The organism is Microbacterium pullorum, assembly GCF_014836535.1.
Classification (GTDB): Bacteria; Actinomycetota; Actinomycetes; order Actinomycetales; family Microbacteriaceae; genus Microbacterium; species Microbacterium pullorum.
On the sequence record NZ_JACSQP010000005.1, the window covers coordinates 23,005 to 44,994 of the forward strand.

16 protein-coding genes and 4 tRNA genes are annotated in these 21,990 nt (G+C 70.0%); 14 read left to right on the forward strand and 6 right to left on the reverse strand.

The features are described from left to right. The first annotated feature begins 9 nt into the window (after positions 1–9). The 6 genes from dut (at position 10) to pepN (ending at position 9,417) form a co-directional block, all read left to right on the forward strand. Entirely contained in the window at positions 10–462 is a 453-nt protein-coding gene (gene dut / locus H9651_RS09130) for a dUTP diphosphatase (RefSeq protein ID WP_191719007.1), read from the forward strand. Continuing rightward, entirely contained in the window at positions 459–1,058 is a 600-nt protein-coding gene (locus tag H9651_RS09135; protein WP_191719008.1) for a DUF3710 domain-containing protein, read from the forward strand. The genes dut and H9651_RS09135 overlap by 4 nt, the downstream gene beginning before the upstream one ends. Beyond that, the gene (locus tag H9651_RS09140; protein WP_191719009.1) at positions 1,055–1,801 is read left to right on the forward strand and encodes a DUF3159 domain-containing protein; all 747 of its coding nucleotides are present in this window, start codon (positions 1,055–1,057) and stop codon (positions 1,799–1,801) included. Before H9651_RS09135 ends, H9651_RS09140 begins: the two co-directional genes overlap by 4 nt. An 85-nt stretch (positions 1,802–1,886) precedes the next feature. Beyond that, positions 1,887–4,766, forward strand: coding sequence for an aconitate hydratase AcnA (gene acnA / locus H9651_RS09145; protein WP_191719296.1), 2,880 nt, complete (start codon positions 1,887–1,889; stop codon positions 4,764–4,766). 108 nt (positions 4,767–4,874) lie between these two features. After that, positions 4,875–6,851, forward strand: a complete 1,977-nt coding sequence (dxs, locus tag H9651_RS09150) for a 1-deoxy-D-xylulose-5-phosphate synthase (RefSeq protein WP_191719010.1) — start codon at positions 4,875–4,877, stop codon at positions 6,849–6,851. Positions 6,852–6,906: 55 nt separating this feature from the next. Continuing rightward, a complete protein-coding gene (pepN, locus tag H9651_RS09155) occupies positions 6,907–9,417 on the forward strand; it encodes an aminopeptidase N (RefSeq protein WP_191719011.1) in 2,511 nt (836 codons plus the stop codon). Positions 9,418–9,479: 62 nt separating this feature from the next. On the opposite strand, the gene H9651_RS09160 is transcribed toward pepN, so the two are convergent. The 4 genes from H9651_RS09160 to H9651_RS09175 all read right to left on the reverse strand — a co-directional run bounded on the left by H9651_RS09160 (position 9,480) and on the right by H9651_RS09175 (position 14,698). Continuing rightward, entirely contained in the window at positions 9,480–11,633 is a 2,154-nt protein-coding gene (locus H9651_RS09160) for a 3-hydroxyacyl-CoA dehydrogenase NAD-binding domain-containing protein (RefSeq protein WP_191719012.1), read from the reverse strand. A 6-nt stretch (positions 11,634–11,639) separates the two neighbouring features. Beyond that, entirely contained in the window at positions 11,640–12,845 is a 1,206-nt protein-coding gene (locus H9651_RS09165) for a thiolase family protein (protein ID WP_191719013.1), read from the reverse strand. 73 nt (positions 12,846–12,918) lie between these two features. Further along, positions 12,919–14,115, reverse strand: a complete 1,197-nt coding sequence (locus H9651_RS09170; RefSeq protein WP_191719014.1) for a ribonuclease D — start codon at positions 14,113–14,115, stop codon at positions 12,919–12,921. Continuing rightward, entirely contained in the window at positions 14,108–14,698 is a 591-nt protein-coding gene (locus H9651_RS09175; protein ID WP_191719015.1) for a DUF3000 domain-containing protein, read from the reverse strand. The genes H9651_RS09170 and H9651_RS09175 overlap by 8 nt, the downstream gene beginning before the upstream one ends. Before the next feature lie 25 nt (positions 14,699–14,723). Here H9651_RS09175 and H9651_RS09180 point away from each other — a divergent pair, with 25 nt between their 5' ends. The 3 genes from H9651_RS09180 to H9651_RS09190 all read left to right on the forward strand — a co-directional run bounded on the left by H9651_RS09180 (position 14,724) and on the right by H9651_RS09190 (position 18,430). Further along, complete coding sequence (locus tag H9651_RS09180; protein WP_191719016.1) at positions 14,724–15,947, forward strand: alpha/beta hydrolase family protein; 1,224 nt, start codon at positions 14,724–14,726, stop codon at positions 15,945–15,947. 40 nt (positions 15,948–15,987) lie between these two features. After that, a complete protein-coding gene (zapE, locus tag H9651_RS09185) occupies positions 15,988–17,016 on the forward strand; it encodes a cell division protein ZapE (RefSeq protein ID WP_191719017.1) in 1,029 nt (342 codons plus the stop codon). A 187-nt stretch (positions 17,017–17,203) separates the two neighbouring features. Continuing rightward, positions 17,204–18,430: an ammonium transporter gene (locus H9651_RS09190; RefSeq protein WP_191719018.1), complete on the forward strand. Its 1,227-nt coding sequence runs from the start codon at positions 17,204–17,206 to the stop codon at positions 18,428–18,430. 387 nt (positions 18,431–18,817) lie between these two features. Here H9651_RS09190 and H9651_RS09195 read toward each other — a convergent pair whose 3' ends face one another. Beyond that, positions 18,818–19,375, reverse strand: coding sequence for a small multidrug efflux protein (locus H9651_RS09195; RefSeq protein WP_191719297.1), 558 nt, complete (start codon positions 19,373–19,375; stop codon positions 18,818–18,820). A 111-nt stretch (positions 19,376–19,486) separates the two neighbouring features. Here H9651_RS09195 and H9651_RS09200 point away from each other — a divergent pair, with 111 nt between their 5' ends. Together H9651_RS09200 and H9651_RS09205 are read left to right on the forward strand one after the other, a co-directional pair. Then, the gene (locus H9651_RS09200; protein ID WP_191719019.1) at positions 19,487–20,707 is read left to right on the forward strand and encodes a sensor histidine kinase; all 1,221 of its coding nucleotides are present in this window, start codon (positions 19,487–19,489) and stop codon (positions 20,705–20,707) included. Continuing rightward, positions 20,704–21,306 (forward strand): response regulator transcription factor, encoded by a 603-nt coding sequence (locus H9651_RS09205; RefSeq protein ID WP_191719020.1) that lies wholly within the window; start codon positions 20,704–20,706, stop codon positions 21,304–21,306. The genes H9651_RS09200 and H9651_RS09205 overlap by 4 nt, the downstream gene beginning before the upstream one ends. Positions 21,307–21,361: 55 nt before the next feature. Here H9651_RS09205 and H9651_RS09210 read toward each other — a convergent pair. Further along, positions 21,362–21,437: transfer RNA gene (locus H9651_RS09210), tRNA-Val, on the reverse strand. Positions 21,438–21,585: 148 nt separating this feature from the next. On the opposite strand from H9651_RS09210, the gene H9651_RS09215 reads away from it, so the two are divergent. The 3 genes from H9651_RS09215 (at position 21,586) to H9651_RS09225 (ending at position 21,883) form a co-directional block, all read left to right on the forward strand. Further along, positions 21,586–21,658 (forward strand) — tRNA-Gly (locus H9651_RS09215). Positions 21,659–21,711: 53 nt separating this feature from the next. Continuing rightward, positions 21,712–21,785: transfer RNA gene (locus H9651_RS09220), tRNA-Cys, on the forward strand. Between the two features lie 23 nt (positions 21,786–21,808). Continuing rightward, positions 21,809–21,883 (forward strand) — tRNA-Val (locus tag H9651_RS09225). The last annotated feature ends 107 nt before the right edge of the window (positions 21,884–21,990 follow it).

The window sequence follows — 21,990 nt, forward strand, 5'->3', positions numbered from 1 at the left end:
CCTCTTGGGGTGACCGAATCCGTGGACGTTCCCATTGTTGCACCCGACGTTCCGGCCTATGCCCACCCCGGCGATGCGGGAGCGGACCTCGTCTCCACCGAAGCACTGCGCCTGGCTCCCGGCCAGCGTGCGCTCGTCGGCACCGGCGTGCGCATCGCACTGCCCGAGGGGCACGCCGCGTTCGTGGTGCCCCGCAGCGGCCTCGCCGCCAAGCACGGCATCACCATCGTGAACGCGCCCGGCACCGTCGATGCCGGCTACCGCGGGGAGATCAAGGTCGCTCTGCTCAACACCGACGCCACCGAGGCGTACGACATCGCCGTGGGCGACCGCATCGCACAATTGATCGTCATGCCCGTGACACGCGCGCGCTTCCTGCCCATGCGGGAACTGCCGGACAGCGTGCGCGGCGAGGGCGGATTCGGTTCGACCGGCTACCAGAAGACAGGAACGGACGCATGACCGACCAGACGCCGCAGGAACTGCCGCCGCGCAAGGCCGCGCCCGAGGACCGCGCCGCGCACGGCCCGTTCGACGAGTCCGAGGCCAACCCGGTGCGCCCCTACATCGACCTCGGTGGCATCAAGGTGCTGCCTCGCGAGGGCCTGAACCTGCGTCTCGAGGTGGAGGAGCAGACCAAGCGCATCGTCGCGGTCGGGCTCGACTACGCCGAGTCGACGCTGCAGGTGCAGCCCTTCGCGGCCCCCCGCTCGACGGGATTGTGGGACGAGACGCGCGAGCAGATCCGTCAGCAGATCCGCCAGCAGGGCGGGCGCGTCGAAGAGCGCGAAGGCCCGCTCGGCCCGGAACTGCTCGCCGAGGTCCCCGTGGCCGGCGCCGACGGCGCCACCGGCAAACGGCTCGCCCGCTTCGTCGGCGTCGACGGCCCGCGCTGGTTCCTGCGCGGCGTGATCGGCGGTGCTGCGACCGCCGACACCGATGCCGCCGCCCGCGTCGAAGACCTGTTCCGCTCGCTCGTGGTCGTGCGGGGCGGGACCCCCATGCCGCCGCGGGATCTCATTCCGCTGAAGATGCCGGCCACGCCGGGCAGCGCGTGAGCACCCCGGGCGAGGACCCCCGCAACACCCCGCCCGAGCCCGAACCGCGCGCGAGCGACATCCTCGGTCAAGCGCTCGGCAGCGCCGCGCGCCGCGCAGGGCTCGACCCCAGCGCGGAGCGCTCCACCGGGCACGTCGTGTGGCACGCGATGGGCGGGTGGCGCGGCGTCGCCGAGTCGGTGCTGCCCGGCCTCGTCTTCGTGGTCGCGTACACCCTCACGATCGACCGCGACACGGGTGAGGCGAACCTGCCGCTGAGCCTCGGCCTCTCGGTCGGGCTCGCGCTGGTGTTCACCCTGCTGCGACTGCTGCAGCGCACCCCGCCCTCCGCCGCCCTCGGAGGTCTCATCGCCACCGCCGCCGCCGCGGCACTGGCACTTCTGACCGGACGCGGCGAAGACAACTTCGTCCCCGGATTCATCACGAACGCCGCGTACGGCACCGCCTTGCTGGTGTCGGCCCTCATCGGCTGGTCACTCATCGGCCTCGCCGCCGGCTACCTCATGGGCGAAGGCACCGCGTGGCGCCGCGATCGGCGCAAGCGGCGCGTGTTCTTCTGGCTCGCCCTGGCGTGGGCGGCCCTGTTCTACGCGCGTCTCGCCGTGCAGCTGCCGCTGTACTTCGCCGGTGACGTGGCGACACTGGGCACACTGAAGCTGGTCATGGGTCTGCCGCTGTTCGCGCCGCTCATCGCGGTCACGTGGCTCGCCGCGCGCGCTCTCTACATCCGCAAGCCGCAGTGATACATTTATCTTGACATCAAGATAAATTTCCTCCCCAGACGAGTTAGGCGCGCCTCACTAGCCGCGCTCCGTCGAGCCGGGGATGATGGAGAGCGGGCGGCAGCATGCCCACCCGCCGACGAAGGAGCCACACGTGTCCAGTGTTGACAGCTTCGGTGCGAAGAGCACCCTGACGGTCGGCAGCACCGACTACGAGATCTTCCGCATCGAGACGGTCCCCGGCTACGAGAAGCTGCCGTTCAGCCTCAAGGTGCTGCTGGAGAACCTGCTGCGCACCGAAGACGGTGCCAACGTCACCAAGGAGCAGATCCAGGCCCTTGGCTCGTGGGATCCCGACGCGCAGCCCGACACCGAGATCCAGTTCACGCCCGCCCGCGTCGTCATGCAGGACTTCACCGGCGTGCCCTGCATCGTGGACCTCGCCACCATGCGCGAGGCGGTCACCGCACTCGGCGGCGACCCGAGCAAGATCAACCCGCTGTCGCCGGCCGAGATGGTCATCGACCACTCCGTCATCGCCGATCTGTTCGGCTCGCCCGACGCCCTCGAGCGCAACGTCGAGATCGAGTACGAGCGCAACGGCGAGCGTTACCAGTTCCTGCGCTGGGGCCAGACGGCGTTCAACGACTTCAAGGTCGTCCCGCCCGGCACCGGCATCGTGCACCAGGTCAACATCGAACACCTGGCGAAGGTCATCTACGACCGCGACGTCGACGGCGTGCTGCGGGCCTACCCCGACACGTGCGTCGGCACCGACTCGCACACCACGATGGTCAACGGCCTGGGCGTGCTCGGCTGGGGCGTCGGCGGCATCGAGGCCGAGGCCGCCATGCTCGGCCAGCCCGTCTCGATGCTCATCCCGCGCGTGGTGGGCTTCAAGCTCACCGGCGAGATCCCCGCCGGTGTCACCGCGACCGACGTCGTCCTCACGATCACCGACATGCTGCGCAAGCACGGCGTGGTCGGCAAGTTCGTCGAGTTCTACGGCGCGGGCGTGGCATCGGTGCCGCTGGCCAACCGCGCCACGATCGGCAACATGAGCCCTGAGTTCGGCTCGACCGCGGCGATGTTCCCCATCGACGACGTGACGCTGGACTACCTGCGCCTCACCGGCCGCGACGAGCAGAGCGTCGCCCTCGTCGAGGCGTACGCCAAGGCACAGTCGCTGTGGCATGACGCCGACACCGAGCCCGCGTTCAGCGAGTACATGGAACTCGACCTCTCCACGGTCGTCCCCTCGATCGCCGGCCCGAAGCGCCCGCAGGACCGCATCCTGCTGTCCGAGGCGAAGTCGCAGTTCGAGAAGGACATCATCGGTTACGCGACGCCCTCCACCTCGGAGGACATCGTCGACCTCGAGTCCAAGCACTCGTTCCCGGCATCCGACCCCGGCCAGGCCCCGGGTGTCGAGGAGCCGACCACCCGCGAGGTGCACATCAACAGCGGCAACCGCGAGTGGTCCAAGCCCGTCGAGGTCACCACGCCCGAGGGGGAGAGCTACGAGCTGGACAACGGGGCGGTGACCCTTGCCGCCATCACCTCCTGCACCAACACCTCCAACCCGTCGGTGATGATCGCCGCGGGGCTCCTGGCGCAGAAGGCGGTCGAAAAGGGGCTCAAGCGCAAGCCGTGGGTCAAGACGACGCTCGGTCCGGGCTCGAAGGTCGTCACCGATTACTACGAGAAGTCGGGGCTCGACAAGGCGCTCGAAGCGGTCGGCTTCTACACCGTCGGCTACGGCTGCACGATCTGCATCGGCAACTCGGGACCGCTGATCGACGAGGTCTCCGCCGCCGTCAACGACCACGACCTGGCCGTCACGGCGGTGCTCTCGGGCAACCGCAACTTCGAGGGGCGCATCAGCCCCGACGTCAAGATGAACTACCTCGCCTCGCCGCCGCTGGTCGTGGCCTACGCGCTGGCCGGCTCGATGAACTTCGACTTCGAGACCGACCCGCTGGGCACCGACACCGAGGGCAACGACGTGTTCCTCAAGGACATCTGGCCCTCGCCCGATGAGGTGCAGGCGACCATCGACACGTCGATCTCGCGTGAGCAGTTCATCAAGCAGTACGCCACCGTGTTCGAGGGCGACGAGCGCTGGAAGAACCTGCCCACCCCCACCGGCCCGATCTTCGAGTGGGACGAGCAGTCGACCTACGTGCGCAAGGCGCCGTACTTCGAGGGCATGTCGATGGACCTGACGCCCGTCGCCGACATCACCGGCGCACGCGTCATGGCGACGCTCGGCGACTCGGTCACCACCGACCACATCAGCCCGGCCGGCAACATCAAGCCCGGCACGCCCGCAGCGCAGTACCTCACCGAGCACGGTGTCGAGCGCAAGGACTTCAACTCCTTCGGCTCTCGTCGCGGCAACCACGAGGTGATGATCCGCGGCACGTTCGCGAACATCCGCCTCAAGAACCAGCTCGTGAGCGCAGTCAACGACGGCAAGGTCGTCGAGGGTGGCTACACCCGCGACTTCACCCAGCCCGGCGGCCCCCAGTCGTTCATCTACGACGCGTCGATGAACTACCAGGCCCAGGGCACTCCGCTGGTCATCTTCGGCGGCAAGGAGTACGGCTCCGGCTCGTCGCGCGACTGGGCGGCCAAGGGCACGAGCCTGCTGGGTGTCAAGGCGGTCATCACCGAGAGCTTCGAACGCATCCACCGCTCGAACCTCATCGGCATGGGCGTCGTGCCGCTGCAGTTCCCCGCCGGTCACAGCTGGGAGTCGTTGGGCCTCGACGGCACCGAGATCGTCTCGATCACGGGCCTCGAGCAGCTGAACGAGGGCGTCACGCCCAAGACCGTGCGGGTGACCGCCGAGCCGAGCGAGTTCTCGCCCGAGGGCAAGCAGACCGTGGAGTTCGACGCGATCGTGCGTATCGACACCCCCGGTGAGGCGGACTACTACCGCAACGGCGGCATTCTGCAGTACGTGCTGCGCAGCCTCGTCTGACGCACCTGCGAACAGGCCCGGAGTCGTCGACTCCGGGCCTGTTCGCATCCGTCGCAGAAATCGCGCGGGTAGACTTCAAAACCTGTGTGGCCCCCCGAAAGGAGACGCATGTCCCTTCTCTCCTCGGTCTCCGGACCGCGTGACCTCGACCGGATGACGGTCGAAGAACTCGAGACGCTCGCGGGGGAGATCCGCGAGTTCCTCGTCGAGAACGTCTCCCAGACCGGCGGACACCTGGGTCCCAACCTCGGTGTGGTCGAACTCACGATCGCCATCCACCGGGTGTTCCGCTCGCCAGACGACCCGATCATCTTCGACACCGGACACCAGTCGTACGTGCACAAGCTGCTCACGGGTCGGCAGGACTTCTCGCAGCTGCGCTCACGGGGCGGTCTGGCCGGTTACCCGCAGCGCAGCGAGAGTCCGCACGACGTCGTGGAGTCCTCACACGCCTCCAGCTCGCTCAGCTGGGCCGACGGCATCTCCCGCGCCCTCACCCGCACCGGTCGCACCGATCGTCATGTGGTCGCCGTCGTCGGAGACGGCGCGCTGACCGGCGGCATGACGTGGGAAGCACTCAACAACATCAGCGACGACAACGACCGCAACCTCGTCATCGTCGTCAACGACAACGGCCGCTCCTACGCCCCCACGATCGGCGGCATGGCGCGCTACCTCAACCGCGTGCGCACCGCCGACAGCTATCGCACCCTCCACAAGGGCTCGGCCACGCTGTCGCGGAGCCTCGGCCCGGCGGCGCGTGCCTTCTACCGGGGCATCCGTGGCGGCACGCACGGGTTCCTCTCGCGGTTCGTCAACAACGTCGCGCTGTACTCGAACCTCGACATCAAATACCTCGGCCCCGTCGACGGCCACGACATGGCCGCGATGCTGGAGACCCTCGAGCTGGCGAAGTCCTACGGCGCGCCCGTGATCGTGCACGCGATCACCGAGAAGGGCCGCGGCTACGCTCCGGCCCTCAGCGACGAGGCCGACCAGTTCCACGCCGTCGGGCGCATCGACCCCCTCACGGGTGTCGCCGTGGGCGGGGCCGGCGCCACCGCCTGGACCGACGTCTTCTCCGAGGAGCTCGTCGCCGCGGGGGAGCAGCGCGACGACATCATCGCGATGACCGCCGCGATGCTGCGGCCCACCGGCCTGCTGCCCTTCGCGCAGCGCTTCCCCGACCGCGTCTACGACGTCGGCATCGCCGAGCAGCACGCCGTGGCATCCGCCGCCGGTCTCGCCTACGGCGGACTTCACCCCGTGGTCGCCCTGTACGCCACCTTCATGAACCGCGCGTTCGACCAGGTGCTCATGGACGTTGCACTCCACAAGGCCGGCGTCACCTTCGTGCTCGACCGCGCCGGCGTCACCGGCCCCGACGGGCCGAGCCACCACGGCGTGTGGGACCTCGCGATGCTGCAGCTCGTGCCGCACATCCGCATCGCCGTGCCGCGTGACGCGGAGCGCCTGCGGGAGGAGTTCCGCGAGGCGCTCACGGTCGATGACGCCCCGACCGTCGTGCGCTTCCCCAAGGGTGCCGTCGGCGCGGACCTGCCCGCGATCGAACGGCTCGCCGACGGTGTCGATGTGCTCGCCCGCAGCGAGGCGCAAGACGTGCTGCTGGTCGGCATCGGCCCCATGGCCCACCTCGCGATGGAGGTCGCCGAGCGGCTGCGCGCGCAGGGCATCGGCGCGACCGTCGTCGACCCGCGCTGGGCGATCCCGGTGCAGCCGTCGATCGTCGAGCTCGCCGCCGCGCACCGCCTGGTGATCACCCTCGAAGACGGCATCCGCGTCGGCGGCATCGGCACGCGCGTGCGTCAGGTGCTGCGCGAGGCCGGGGTCGACACGGCGGTGGACGAACTGGGCCTGCCCGACGAATTCATCGACCATGCCTCGCGCGACCAGATCCTCGCCGATGCGGGGCTCACCGCGTCGAAGATCGCCAACGACGTCGTCGCGCAGGTGCTCGGCACCCGCATCCCCGTCGCGCGTCCCGCGACGGACACCGGCGCGCTGTGGGTCACGCAGATGACGAGCCCCGAGGGGGCTTCCCAGACCGGCGACGGCCAGAGCTGACCACGCGCGGAGCGCGACGCCTCGGTGGGCGCTGCGCGCATGACAGCATGGAGGGATGAGCAGCGCCAACCTCGGGCGGGAAGAGACCGCCGCCCGGTCCGCAGACATCACCCTTCACTCCGTCCACGTCGAACTCGATGTGACGGGAGCACCGGATGCCACCGTCACCGGCTTCGCCACGACGAGCACCCTCCGCTTCGACGCCGCCGACCGCGCCACCCAGACGTGGATCGACTTCATCGGCGAGGCCGTCGAGCATGTGGAGGTCAACGGCGTTGCACAACCGGTCGACTGGGACGGCGCACGCATCGGCATCCGCAACCTGCGTCCGCACAACACCGTGCGCGTCGTCGCCCGTGGCGCGTACAGCCGGTCGGGTGAGGGGATGCACCGGTTCGTCGATCCGGTGGACGGCGCGACCTACCTCTACACGCAGTATGAACCGGCCGACGCGCGCCGCGTGATGGCGTGCTTCGAACAGCCCGACATGAAGGCGCGGTACGAGTTCACGGTCACTGCGCCGCTGGGGTGGCAGGTGCTGTCGAACCAGCCGGCGATCACGACGGTCGCCGCCGCGGACGCGCAGCGCGTGGACTTCGCCGCGACGCCCCCGCTGTCGAGCTACATCACCGCGGTGGCCGCCGGCCCCTACCACCGCGTCGACGCCACCTGGCAGCGCGGCGAGCAGACCGTGGCGCTCGGCGTGCTGTGCCGCGCGTCGCTGGCGTCGCACCTCGACGCCGAGGAGATCCTCGAGGTCACCCGGCAGGGGCTCGACTTCTTCACCGACGCGTTCGCGTATCCCTACCCGTGGGGCAAGTACGACCAGCTGTTCGTTCCCGAGTACAACCTCGGCGCGATGGAGAACCCCGGGCTGGTGACCTTCACCGAAGGGTACGTCTTCCGCGGGGCCGCCACCGTCGCCCAGCGCGAAGGCCGAGCCAACACGATCCTGCACGAGATGGCGCACATGTGGTTCGGCGACCTCGTGACGATGCGCTGGTGGGACGACCTGTGGCTGAAGGAGTCGTTCGCCGACTACATGGGCGCGCATGCGACCGCCGCGGTCACCCGGTTCACCGACGCCTGGGTCACCTTCGCCGCACGGCGGAAGTCGTGGGCATACCAGCAGGATCAGCTGCCCACGACCCACCCGATCGTCGCCGACATCCCCGACCTCGAGGCCGCGAAGCTCAACTTCGACGGCATCACCTACGCCAAGGGCGCGGCGGTGCTCAAGCAGCTGGTCGCATTCGTCGGCGAGGAGGCGTTCTTCGAGGGCGCCAGGCGCTACTTCACCGCCCACGCGTACGGCAACACCACGCTGGCCGACCTGCTGACGCAGCTCGAGGCGGCGTCCGGCCGCGACCTGCGCGCCTGGTCGCGCGCGTGGCTGGAGACCACCGGCGTCAGCACCGTCTCGATCGAGCGCGGCGACGCTGGCGGCGACGGCGCCGTGACCATCGTGCAGACCCCTCCCCGCCCGCACCGGCTCGGCGTCGCGGCGTACCTCCTCGAAGACGGGCGCCTCGTGCGCGAGGGCGGCGTCGAGCTCGACATCGTCGACGAGCGCACCGTCGTGCCGATGCCGGCGGCGGCGACCGCGGATCTCGTCCTCGCCAACGACGGGGACCTCACCTACGCCAAGGTGCGGCTCGACGCGGCATCGCTCGACGCCGTGCAGGCGGCGCTGTCGACCATCGACGATGCGCTCACCCGCGGCATCGTGTGGTCGGCGCTGTGGAACGCGACCCGCGACGGCGAGCTGCCCGTGGCACGCTACCTCGACATCGTGCGCCGTCACGCGCCCGCAGAGACGAACATCGCGCTGCTGACGGATGTGCTCGCCAACGCCGCGTTCGCGATCGGCCATTACGTGCCCGAAGCCGACCGCGCCGCGCAGCACGCCGCCTGGCTCGAGGCGACCTGGCAGGCGATGACCGATGCCGCCCCCGGCAGCGGCGCCCAGCTGGCGTGGGCGCGCGCGGTGGGGTCGGCCGCGGCCGACGACGGAGCCCGCGCCGCCGAGCTGCGTGCTCTGCTCACCGGCACGCAGCAGCCGCCCGCAGGCCTGGCCCTCGACCCGGAGCTGCGCTGGACGTGGTGGACGGCGCTGGCGACGACCGGCGACGCCGACACGACGGATGCCGATGCGGAGCTCGCCCGCGACGCCACCGCCACGGGGCGCACCGCCTACATCGAGATGTGCGCATCCCGGCCGCTCGCCCGCGTACGCGCGGACGCGTGGCACTCCGCGTGGGAGGACACGACGCTCACCAACGATCACCTGAGCGCGACGATCGCGGGCGTGCGCGCCGGCGACCGCCGCGACCTCGTCGCCGGGTTCGACGCGGACTACTTCGCGCGCCTGCGCCCCACCTGGACCGAGCGCAGCATCGAGATCGCCCGACGCCTCGTCCGCGGGCTCTTCCCGGCATCGGACTCGCTCGCACCGGTGGATGCCTGGCTCGCCGACAACGCCGACGCGCCTGCGGCGCTGCGCCGCATCGTCGTGGAGCAGCGCGACCACCTCGCCCGCGACCTGCGGGTGCGCGCAGCGCAGTAGCGCCCCAGCGCGCGCGAAAGGCGGCCCCGAGCCGAAGCCCGGGGCCGCCTTTCGCATTCGCCTCAGACCGCGGCGATCCCGCGGATCGGGGGGTGGTGGAACGTGTCGCCGAACACACGCTCCGACGCACCCTCGCGGTCGAGGTAGGGCGAGGCCCCACCGTCGATGAACGGCCAGCCGGCGCCGAGGATCAGGCACAGGTCGATGTCCTCGACCTCGGGCACGACGCCCTCGTCCAGCATGATGCGGATCTCCTGCGCCAGGCCGTCCTGCACGCGGCGCAGGATCTCGTCCGCCGACGCCGGCGACGAGCCGACCGAGCCCTTGAGCACCTTCTCGGCCTGCTTGGTCCAGCCCGTGACCCGACCGCTCTTGTCCTTCTCCACGACGGCATCCAGCTGTGCGAGCGCGTGGAAGTTCTCGTTCGCGTAGAACCGGTCGGGGAAGGCGGCGGCCATCGTGTCCTGCACATGCGCCGCGACCTTCCAGCCCACCAGGTCGATGAGCTGGAACGGCGTCATCGGCAGGCCGATGGGCGCGAAGGCCTTTTCGACGCTCAGCAGCGGCGTGCCCTCGTAGACGGCGCGCGCGGCCTCGCCCATGACCTTCGCCAGCAGGCGGTTCACCACGAAGCCCGGGGCATCGGCGGTGAGCACGGCGTTCTTGCCGAGGCCCTTGGCCACGACGAACGCCGTCGACAGTGCGGCATCCGACGTCGTCGGCGTCTTCACGATCTCGATGAGCGGCATGACCGCCACCGGGTTGAAGAAGTGGAAGCCGACCAGCCGCTCGGGGTGGGCGAGCGTCGCACCGATCTCCTCGACCGACAGCGACGAGGTGTTCGTCGCCAGGATCGCGTCGTCGGCGATGACCTCCTCGATGTCGCCGAAGACCTGCTGCTTCACGCCGACCTCTTCGAACACCGCCTCGATCACGAAGTCGCAGTCGGCGAAGTCGCTCTTGTCGGTCGTTCCGCGCACCAGCGCCCGCAGCCGGTTGGCGGCATCGGCATCGAGCCGACCCTTGGCCTCGAGCTTGCCGATCTCGTCACGGATGTAGGCCAGGCCCTTGTCCACGCGCGCCTGGTCGAGGTCGGTGATGAGCACCGGCACCTGCAGCCTGCGCACGAACAGCAGCGCGAACTGGCTGGCCATGAGGCCCGCGCCGATGACGCCGACCTTCGTGACCTTCTTGGCCAGCTGCTTGTCGGGGGCACCGACCGGACGCTTGGCGCGCTTCTGCACGAGACCGAAGGCGTACATGGATGCCGCGAACTGGTCGCCGGTCACCAGCTCGGCCAGCGCGTCGTCCTCGCGGGCGAACCCCTCGGCCTTCGTGCCGCTCTTGGCCTTGTCGAGCAGGTCGAGTGCGACATAGGGCGAACGCGGCACGGTGCCGATCTTGGACTCGAGCATGCCGCGGGCCATCTTGATCGCGATGGGCCACTTCGTGAGCCGCTCCATCTTGCCCGGCTCGTTCTTGCGGTGCACCTTCACGGCGCCCGTCAGCACGCCGTCGGCCCAGCGCAGCGACTCCTCGAGGTAGTTCGACGCCGGGAAGATGGCATCCATGATCCCGAGCTCGAACGCCTGCTGCGGCTTGAGCATGCGGTTCTGCTTGAGCGGGTTGGAGATGACCACTTCGAGCGCGTTCTCGATGCCGATGAGGTTGGGCAGCAGATACGCCCCACCCCAGCCCGGGATGATGCCGAGGAACACCTCGGGCAGCGCCACCGCGGCGGCCGACGCGTCGACCGTGCGGTACGTGGAGTTCAGCGCGATCTCCAGCCCACCGCCGAGGGCGAGGCCGTTGACGAACGCGAACGAGGGCACTCCGAGGTCGCCGAGCGAGCCGAGCACCTTGTGCCCGAGCTGGGCGACCAGGCGGGCGTCGTCGGTCGAGCCGACGCGCGAGATGTCGGACAGGTCGGCGCCGGCGGCGAGGATGTACTGCTTGCCGGTGATGCCGACCGCCTGGATCTCGCCCGCGGCGGCCCGGGCCTTCAGACCCGCGAGGGTGTGCCCGAGCTCGGCGAGGGTCGCCGGGCCCAGCGTGTTGGGCCGGGTGTGGTCGCGCCCGTTGTCGAGTGTGATCAGGGACAGCACTGCTCCGCTGGCCAGCGCGATGTCGCGCACGGGGGAGTGCGTGATCACCTCGCCCTCGGTGGCGGCGGGGGAGAGGATCGATGAGAAATCGATGGATTCGTAGTCGGTCATGTCGCTCTACTTCCGCTTCTTGCCGTCGAAGTGGGGGTTCTCCCAGATGACCGAGCCGCCCTGGCCGAGGCCGACGCACATGGCCGTGAGTCCGTAGCGCACGTCGGGTCGCTCGGCGAAGTGCGCGGCGAGCTGGATCATGAGGCGCACCCCGGATGCCGCGAGCGGGTGGCCCACGGCGATCGCGCCGCCCCAGGGGTTCACGCGCGGGTCGTCGTCGGCGATGCCGAAGTGGTCGAGCAGCGAGATCACCTGGATCGCGAACGCCTCGTTCAGCTCGAACAGACCGATGTCGGAGATGTCGAGTCCGGCCTTGCGCAGCGCCTTCTCGGTGGAGGGGATGGGGCCGATGCCCATGATCTCCGGCTGCACGCCGGCGAAGGCGAACGAGACGAGCTTCATCTTCGGGGCGAGCCCGAGCTGCTTCACGGCCCCGCCGCCGGCGAGCAGCGACATGGTCGCGCCGTCGGTGAGCGGAGACGAGGTACCCGCGGTGACGCGCCCGTGCGGGCGGAACGGCGTCTTCAGGTTCGCGAGGTCTTCCATCGTCGTCTGGGGGCGACGGCCCTCGTCGGCGGTGGCGAGGCCCCATGCCCCTTCGGCATCCTTGATCGCGACCGGCACGAGGTCGGGCTGGATCTTGCCGGCGTCGTAGGCGGCCTGCAGCTTGTGCTGGCTGAGCATGCCGTACCGGTCGGAGCGCTCCTTGGTCAGGTGCGGGAACCGGTCGAAGATGCGCTCCGCGGTGACGCCCATGTTCAGGGCCCCCGGGTCGACCATCTTCTCGGCGACGAAGCGCGGGTTGGGATCGCTGTCGGCACCGATGGGGTGGTGCCCCATGTGCTCCACGCCACCGGCGAGGGCGACGTCGTACATGCCGACGCCGATGGAGCCGGCCATCGTGGTCACGCTCGTCATGGCTCCTGCGCACATGCGGTCGATCGCGAAGCCGGGGACCGTCTGCGGGAGTCCGGCGAGGATGGCCACGGACCGTCCGAGCGTCAGGCCCTGGTCGCCGGTCTGGCTGGTCGCGGCGATGGCGACATCGTCGATGCGGTCCGCCGGAACGCCCGGGTTGCGCTGCATGAGCCCGATGGTCGCCTTGACGGCGAGGTCATCGGATCGGGTGTTCCAGTACATGCCTTTTTCGCCGGCGCGCCCGAACGGGGTTCGCACACCATCGACGAAGAAGACGTCCGAAATCTCGGCCACTCTGCCTCCAATAGTTGGGATCCGAGTCAGCCTAGAAATCGGTCTCTGCGCGGGAGAATCGGTTGGGGCGATCCTACGAAGCCGCCTCCGGCTCCTCGGACCCGCCTTGCACGGAACGCACAAACGCGTCGGTGATCACCTGTGCGGTTCGTTCAACCTGCCACGGGCGCGCGCCGAGCGCCGCGAGCGCCGCCGACACCGATGCCACGTCGAGCGGCTCGGGCGGCGCCCAGGCGACGCGGCGCAGCGTGTCGGGGGTGAGCAGGTTCTCGGTGGGCATGCCGAGCTCTTCGGCCACCCGCTCCACCTCGGGCCGCGCGGCCTTCAGCCGGGCGTCGGCGGCGGGATTGCGCTCGGCCCACGCCCGGGGCGGGGGCATGCTGTCGCCGGGCACCCGCTCGGGCGGCAACGACGTGTCGGCACGGCCCGCTTCGATCGCCGCCCACCACCGGTCGAGCTGGGAGCGGCTCGCGCGGCCCGTGAAGTCCTTGACCTTCGACAGCTCCTGCTTCGTCGCGGGATCGGCCAGCACCGCCGCCACCAGCGCGCGGTCGGGAACGAGGCGGCCGGGGGAGACGTCCTGCTCGCGGGCGTATTCCTCGCGGGCCGTCCACAGCGCCCGCGCCACCGCGAGTCCGCGGCGACCGCGCACGGTGTGCAGGCCGCTCAACCGCCGCCACGGGTCTTCGCGCGGCGGCTTGGGAGCACGCTCGAGCACCGCCTGGAACTCCTCGGCGGCCAGTTGCACCTTGCCCTGCTCCTCGAGTTCGGCAGCGAGCACGTCGCGCACATCCACGAGCAGCAGCACGTCCAGTGCGGCGTACTCCAGCCACGCCTGCGGCAGCGGCCGTGTCGACCAGTCCGCGGCGGAGTGCGCCTTGTCCAGGGTGATGCCCAGGGTTTCTTCGACGATGGCGCCGAGCCCCACCCGTTCATGACCGAGCAGGCGGGAGGCGAGTTCCGTGTCGAAGATCGACGGCGGCTCGAGCCCGATCTCACGCAGCGACGGAAGATCCTGGCTCGCGGCGTGCAGCACCCACTCGACGTCGCCGATCGCTGCCTGCAGCGGCGTCATGTCGCCGATGGCGGGCGGGTCGAACAGGAACACCCCGGCATCCCGCCGGAACACCTGCACGAGGTAGGCGCGCTGGGAGTAGCGGAAGCCGCTGGCACGCTCCACATCGACGGCCACGGGGCCATCGCCGGCAGCCAGCGCAGCACACGCGGTGGCGAGGCCTGCGGCATCCTCGATGACGACGTACTCAGCCACGAGCGCCTCGGCGCGGTCCGAACACAGCAATCTCCTCCGACCCGGGCGGCAATCCCGCCAGCATGCACACCAGTTCGCCCCACGCCTGAACGTGCAGGGCGATGTCGCTGGTCGGCGACCACGATGCCCGAAGCTCGATCTGGGCACCGTCACCCTGATCGGCGAGTGTGCCGAAACCCTTCGACAGCGTCTTCGTGGCGGTCCCGGATGCCGCGTGGTACTTCGCCCCGCGGGATTCGAGTGCCTCGACCAGCCATGACCAGGCTACGTCAGCCAGCAGGGGGTCGGTGCCGATCTCGGTCTCCAGCGGCGCCTGCGCGAAGCACACGATCCGCCACGGGCCGCCCCACGAGTCCACGCCCGCATCGTCATGCAGCAGGATGAACCGGCCGGTGCCGTAGGGGGAGTCGACGCCGTGCTCCTCCGGACGCACGTCACCGGCGAGGGCGATGGCGTCGGGCGCGAGGCCTGCGGGCGCGGGGATCTCTCGCACCACGAAGTCGGAACGGAAGGCGAGGGAGCGCACCCGTTCCGCCGATTCGGCGAACGCGGGCCGCGCCGCAGGGGGCCGCGGATCATCCACGTCGACAGACTAGAGTGAGCCCACCATGATGGCTTCCAGGCGCGCCGTCTCGCCCGGCGCCCCCCTCAACGCCCCGACGCTCCTGCGCGCACTGCTCGTCGCGCTCAGCGCGGCCCTCGTCGGTGTCGTCGGCGCCATGGGCGTGCTGGCCGTGCGCATGGCCCGCCGTGTCGTCACGCCGTCGGGTCGCGTGCCCGACACGACGATCGTCGATCTCGACACGGCGGCACAGACGATCACGCTCACGCGCACCCCCGACACCGAGCTGCCGGGTCGTTACGGCCTGTTCACGACCGGCACCTCCGACTACATCAAACTCGGCTCCGTGCTCTCGGAGGATGACGCCACGGTCAAGCGGAAGCTGCTCACGCACGTGCCCGCCGACGCGCACCTCGCACCCGCGGCGGCGTTCAGCGGGTGGTACTTCGACGAGCCGGGCCAGCTGCACCTGCCGTACACACCCGAACTCATCGGCGGCCCGCTCGGCCCGTGTCCGGCGTGGCTGTTCCCCGCCGGCGAGTCCGCCGACACCTGGGTCATCCAGGTGCACGGGCGCGGCACGACCCGAGCGGAGTGCCTGCGCGCGGTGCCGGTGTTCCACGAGGCCGGTATCACCTGCCTCCTCGTCTCGTACCGCAATGACGGCGAGGGACCCCGCAGCCGCACCGGCACCTACGCCCTCGGCGCCACCGAATGGCGCGACGCGGATGCCGCGGTGGGCTTCGCCCGCCGAAGAGGCGCCAAGCGCGTCGTGCTGATGGGATGGTCGATGGGCGGCGCGATCGTGCTGCAGGTCGAGCTGAACTCGGCCCACCGCGACCTCATCGTCGGCGTCGTGCTGGAGTCCCCGGTGCTGGACTGGCGCATCGTGCTCGGCTACCAGGCCAAGCAGCTGAAGGTGCCCGCCCCGGTCACCCAGCTCGCGATCGAGGCGTTGCGCACCGAATGGGCGACATCGGTCACCGGCGCCGGCGCGCCCATCCCGTTCGACCGGCTCGACGTCGTCGCCCGGGCGGGGGAACTGCGGCATCCGGTGCTCATCCTCCACAGCGACGACGACGGGTTCGTCCCTTCGGACGCCTCGTACGATCTGGTGGTCGCGCGCCCGGACCTCGTGGAGTTCGAGATCTTCGAGGTGGCCCGCCACACGAAGCTGTGGAACTACGACCAGGACCGCTGGAACGGCCGCATCCTGAACTGGCTGCGTGTGCACGGTCTCGCCGCCGTCGCGGCGCCGGCGGGCGACTGAGCGCGGCCGCCGTCCCTCGGCGCGACTACGATCGACACACATGACCACCACCGGCACGGGCATCGTGCGCCTCAGCGAACGCCAGCCCCACGTGACCGGCGACGAGATGATCGCCTCGCTCGTGCCGCCGCCGCAGTTCGACGGCGCGACGTTCGACACCTACCGCGCCGACGCCGCCTACCCGTCGCAGCAGGAGGCGAAGGAGACGCTCACCGCGTTCGCCGGCGGCGGCGCGCCCGCGGCGAAGGGCGGCCTGTTCCGCCGTGCGAAGAAGACACCCGAGCTCAAGCCCGGCGTGTACCTGGACGGCGGCTTCGGGGTCGGCAAGACCCACCTGCTCGCGGCGATCTACCACGCGCTGCCCGCGCGGCGGAAGTACTTCGGCTCGTTCATCGAATACACCGCGCTCGTCGGCGCGATCGGCTACCAGAAGACCGTCGAGCTGTTCCGCGGCGCGGAACTGCTGTGCATCGACGAGTTCGAGCTCGACGACCCGGGCGACACGATGGTGATGACCCGGCTGCTGGGGGAGCTCGTGGCATCCGGCACACGGCTCGCTGCCACCTCCAACACCCCGCCCAATGCGCTGGGCGAGGGGCGCTTCGCCGCGCAGGACTTCCTCCGCGAGATCCACGCGATGTCGGCGAGCTTCCAGACGCTGCGCATCGACGGCACCGACTACCGGCAGCGCGCCGTCGACGGCCACGCGGTGGTGCTGGGCGACGACGAGTACGCGCGGGCGTTGGCGGATGCCGCGGCAGCGGGTGCCGCTTCAGACGACTCGTTCGCCGAGGTGGTCGCCCACCTCGCCACGGTCCACCCGTCCCGCTACATCCGCCTGCTCGACGGCCTCTCGGTCATCGGGCTGCGCGAGGTCACCCAGCTCGACGACCAGTCGGCGGCGCTGCGGTTCGTCGCGTTCATCGACCGCGCCTACGACGCGCAGATCCCGATCCGAGCCACCGGCGTCGCCCTCGACCAGGTGTTCGGCGATGAGATGCTCGCCGGCGGGTACCGCAAGAAGTACCTGCGCGCCATCTCGCGACTGGTGTCCCTCACCCACTCCTGAGCGTTCCGGCAGGAGGCTCCCGGCGGGGCGAAACGTGATGTTTACGCCGGATGCCACCACGTAACGAATCCGAAACACGACCTCACGCTGACAGTAACGGCGCCTGGTGAGACTGGGCGAACACGAAGCGGCCACCCGTACCCACCCGCTGCGTGTCCCTGTCACTGATCAATGTGAGGTAACACCTATGGACGCACCCGGCAACATCGCCTGGGGGATCATGGCCACCGCGCTCGTGCTTTTCATGACGCCCGGTGTCGCCTTCTTCTACGGCGGTCTGGTCAAGGCCAAGAGTGTCGTCAGCATGATGATGATGAGCTTCGGAGCGCTCGGACTCATCAGCGTGCTGTGGATTCTCTACGGCTACAACATGAGCGCCGTCGGGAGCCCGTGGGAGTTCGCGGGCAACCCGCTGAGCGACTTCGCCCTCAGTGGCCTCGCCTCGGGTGAGGATGCCAACACCTCGCTCATCGGCGTCGCATTCGGTGCGACCTTCGCCATCATCACCGTCGCGCTCATCTCCGGCGCCATCGCCGACCGCGCCAAGTTCGGCTCGTGGATGCTGTTCGCCGGGCTGTTCGCGACGATCGTGTACTTCCCGGTGGCCGCCTGGGTCTGGGGCGGGGGCTGGATCTTCAACCTCGGCACGAGCATGGGCTTCGGCACGGAGGTCATCGACTACGCCGGCGGCACCGCGGTGCACATCAACGCGGGCGCGGCGGCACTGGCCCTCGCGCTGGTGCTCGGCAAGCGCATCGGCTTCCAGAAGGGCATCCACAAGCCGCACAACGTGCCGCTGGTGATGCTGGGTGCGGCCATCCTCTGGTTCGGCTGGTTCGGCTTCAACGCCGGCGCCGAGTGGCTGTCTGAGGACATGGGCGGTGTGGGCCTCATCGGCATCAACACGCTCGGCGCCACCGCGGCCGCGGTGCTCGGCTGGGTCATCGTGGAGAAGCTCAAGGACGGCAAGGCCACCTCGATCGGTGCCGCCTCCGGCGCCGTTGCGGGCCTCGTCGCCATCACGCCCGCCTGCGCCAACCTGTCGCCCGGCTGGGCACTGCTGCTCGGCGTCATCGCCGGTGCGGCCTGCGCCATGGCGATCGAGCTGAAGTGGAAGCTCGGCTTCGACGACTCGCTCGACGTCGTCGGCATCCACCTGGTCGGTGGCCTCATCGGCACGATCTACCTCGGCTTCTTCGCCACCGAGACCGGCCTGTTCGTCGGCGGCAACGCCGAGCAGCTGATCCTCCAGGTGATCGCCGCACTGGGTGTCATGGTCTACTCCTTCGTCGTCGCCGGCATCCTCGGCTTCGCGATCCAGAAGACCCTCGGGTTCCGCATCAAGAACGAGGACGAGATCGCCGGTGTCGACACGGTCGTGCACGGCGAGGAGGGCTACGCCCTGGTCGACTGACCGGGTTCCGCCCACACAGCATGCAGGGGCGTCGCGGCTACGGCCGCGGCGCCCCTGTCGCGTGCGGCGTGTCGCGGGGTACAGGTCGCCCCCAGCCGCCGACCGCCCGGTTCGGGGCGCGTACTGGGAACCGAACCCGCCGTGTGCCCGGTTCGGGGCGCGTAACGGGAACCGAACCCGCCTCACGCCCGGTTCGGGGCGCGTATTGGGAACCGAACCCGCCGTGTGCCCGGTTCGGGGCGCGTAACGGGAACCGAACCAGCCCCGAGGGAATGCGCCGCGAGGCATCCGCCGTCGACGCGTCGGTCTTCGCTCGAGTTGCCGGCGAGCTGCAGCGACGCAACGGCTCGAAGCCGACCCGCTGAGCGCAACACGGCGCGGGGGGCCTCAACGCACCGCCGCGAACACGCCCGTGACCAGCAGGGTGATGATCGTCGTCCAGCCGACGATCGCCAGCGCCTGCCAGAACAGGATGCGCGCGCGGCCGACGCCCGATGCCGCGAGCATCGTCGCGGTGAACTGCGTCGGAAGCAGCAGCGGGCCGAGCAGGCTGACGCCCGGCACCCCGTAACGGTCCAGCGCGCGCAGGAACTTCTCGCGTCGCGCCGACACGGGCGCGGCTGCCGTCGCGGGCTCGATGGGGGTGGCATCCGCGAATGAGCCCGCGCCGCCCACCGTCGTGCGTGCCGCCGACCGCTGCCGGTGACGGGTGACGACTGCCTGCCGCGCGCCGGCACCGGCGAGCACGAGCACCGCGACACAGGCGAAATTGCCCACGATCGCGGCGATCGCCGCGACGACGGGGTGGATGCCGCCGACGATCCCGATCACGGCCGCTCCCTCGCCTTCGACGAACGGGATGGCGCCGGCGAGCGCGATGATGAGGGGCTGGAGGAGTTCGGGGACACGTGCCACCAGGTCTTGGAAGCCGTCGATGAGGTTCATGGCTTCAGTCCACCGGGCGGTCGACATACCCGGAAGTGTCGGTCCGTCACCGGGATCCGTGCCGATCGCACGACGCGATCGTGACATCTGTCATGACCATATGGTGGACGGATGCCCGTACCCCCCGTCGCACCGGATGCCGCCTCCATCGCCGCAGCCCGCGGTGCCCGCACCCTCACCCGTGGGGTGTCCGCGACCTGGTGGTACACGCTCTCGGCGGTCGTCTTCTTCGAGTTCTTCCTGCTCCTGCTCTGGATCGGCACGCTGTCGGGCACTGGCCTGGGGGACCCCGAACTGGCGACCGTCGTCGCCGGTGGTCTGGTGTGGCTGGCGTCGTCGGGGTGGCTGCTCACCCGCTACCGCCACCACGTCGATGAAGCTGCAGCGCTCAGCCTCGGCACCGTGCTCCCGCTGGGCGTCGCCGCAGCCTACGGGCTGGCCGCCGGGCTCGCCTCAGGGCTGTGGAGCATCGCCCTCTTCCCCCTGGCACAGTCGCTCATGCTGCTCGGCTGGCCCCGCGGCATCCGCCTGCGCGTCATGACCGCAGTGACGCTGGTGCTCGCCGCCGCCTGGTTCGTCGACTCCCGCGGCGGCTTCAGTGCCGTCGGGACGGCGGGCGAGGAGGTGAACTGGGTGCTCGTGGGCGTCTACACGACGTTGGTCCCTCCCATGACGGTCATGTCGCTGTGGTGGTGGGACGTGCTCATCGCCCTGGACCGCGCGCGCCTGTCGGAAGCCAGACTGGCCGCCACGCAGGAGCGCCTGCGCGTCGCGACGGACGTGCACGATCTGCAGGGCCACCACCTGCAGGTCATCGCGTTGCAGCTCGAGCTGGCCGAGCGCCTGATGCCCTCCGATCCCGACGCCGCCGTGCAGCAGCTGCGGGCTGCGCGCGCGAGTGTCGCCGACGCACAGCAGGGGACGAGGGACCTCGCCACCCGGTTCCGTACCGCAGCGCTGGACGAGGAGATCGCGAACGCCGCCGACCTGCTGCGCGCAGCGGGCGCGAGCGTGGAGGTGTCGATCGGCCGCAGCGTCGAGAGCGCGCCGGCGGACGTGTTCGCGCCCGTCATCCGAGAGACCACCACCAACGCTCTGCGGCACGGCGGCGGGGGATGGGCGCGACTGTCGCTGGCGCGGGACGGCGCCCAGTGGCGCTACGAGATCACCAACGACGCAGCCGCTGCGGCTGACTCGGCGACCACGGGTTCGGGTCTCGACGGGTTGGCGCGACGGGCAGCCGATGCCGGTGGCCGGCTGGAAGTCCAGCGCACCGACGACCGATTCCGCCTCGCGCTGACCGTGCCGGTCGATAAGGCCGGTGCCCGATGATCCGCGTGCTCCTCGCCGACGACGAGGCGATGATCCGCTCCGCGCTCGCGGCGCTGCTACGGCTCGAGGAGGACATCGAGGTGGTGGCGGAATGCGCCGACGGGGCGGAGGCCCTCGAGACGGCGATCCGGCTCCAGCCCGATGTGTGTCTGCTCGACCTCGAGATGCCGCACCTGGACGGGGTCGAGGTGGCGGCCCGGCTGCACCGCACGGTGGCGACCCGCTGCATCGTCGTGACCCGCCATGCCCGGCCAGGAGTGCTGCGTCGGGCACTGGCATCCGGAGTCGTCGGTTTCCTTCCCAAGTCGCGGGGGGCGGGCGAAGTGGCCGACGTCATCCGTCGGGTCGTCGCCGGCGCCCGCTATGTCGACCCCGAGGTGGCCGCCGATGCCCTCAGCGCCGAGCGGTCGCCGCTGACCGACCGCGAACTCGACGTGCTGCGTGCGGGCCGTCGCGGCGAGACGACCGGACACATCGCGCGCACGCTGTCGCTGGCGCCGGGCACCGTGCGCAACCACGTCTCGGCGATCCTCGCGAAGCTCGGGCTCGATACCCGACAGCAGGCGGTCTTCCTGGCGGAGGAGCGTGGCTGGCTCTGAGCCGTCACGCGACGTCGTCGCAATGAAGAAGACCCCCGGCGAACCGGGGGTCTCATGGTGGGCGATACCAGACTCGAACTGATGACCTCTTCCGTGTGAAGGAAGCGCGCTACCAACTGCGCCAATCGCCCGTCGCCCCGAGGGGCCTCAACGAGCATACCGGATGCCGGGATGCGCTTCGAACCATCGGGCCGAGACACGCGCGGGGCGCGCCTGGTTTTGCACTCGGCTCAGACTCGGCTAAAGTCATTCAAGTGCCGGAGCGATCCGGTGCGAAATGCGGATGTAGCGCAGTTGGTAGCGCACAACCTTGCCAAGGTTGGGGTCGCGAGTTCGAGTCTCGTCATCCGCTCGAGTGTAGGGATCCTCTTCGGAGGATCCTTGGCACGTGGGGTCAAACCACACGGTGGCGTGGCCGAGCGGCTAGGCACCGGCCTGCAAAGCCGTTTACACGGGTTCGAATCCCGTCGCCACCTCCACTCACAACTCAAGAGCCCTTTGGGCGCGATTGGCGCAGCGGTAGCGCGCTTCCCTGACACGGAAGAGGTCACTGGTTCGATCCCAGTATCGCGCACCACGGAAAACCCCCGGTTCGCCGGGGGTTTTTGCTTTCCCGGACCCACCCCGCGCGAGAAGCCACATTCCGGTTGAGACACCGCGCGATGCGTGATGTCTCAACCGGAA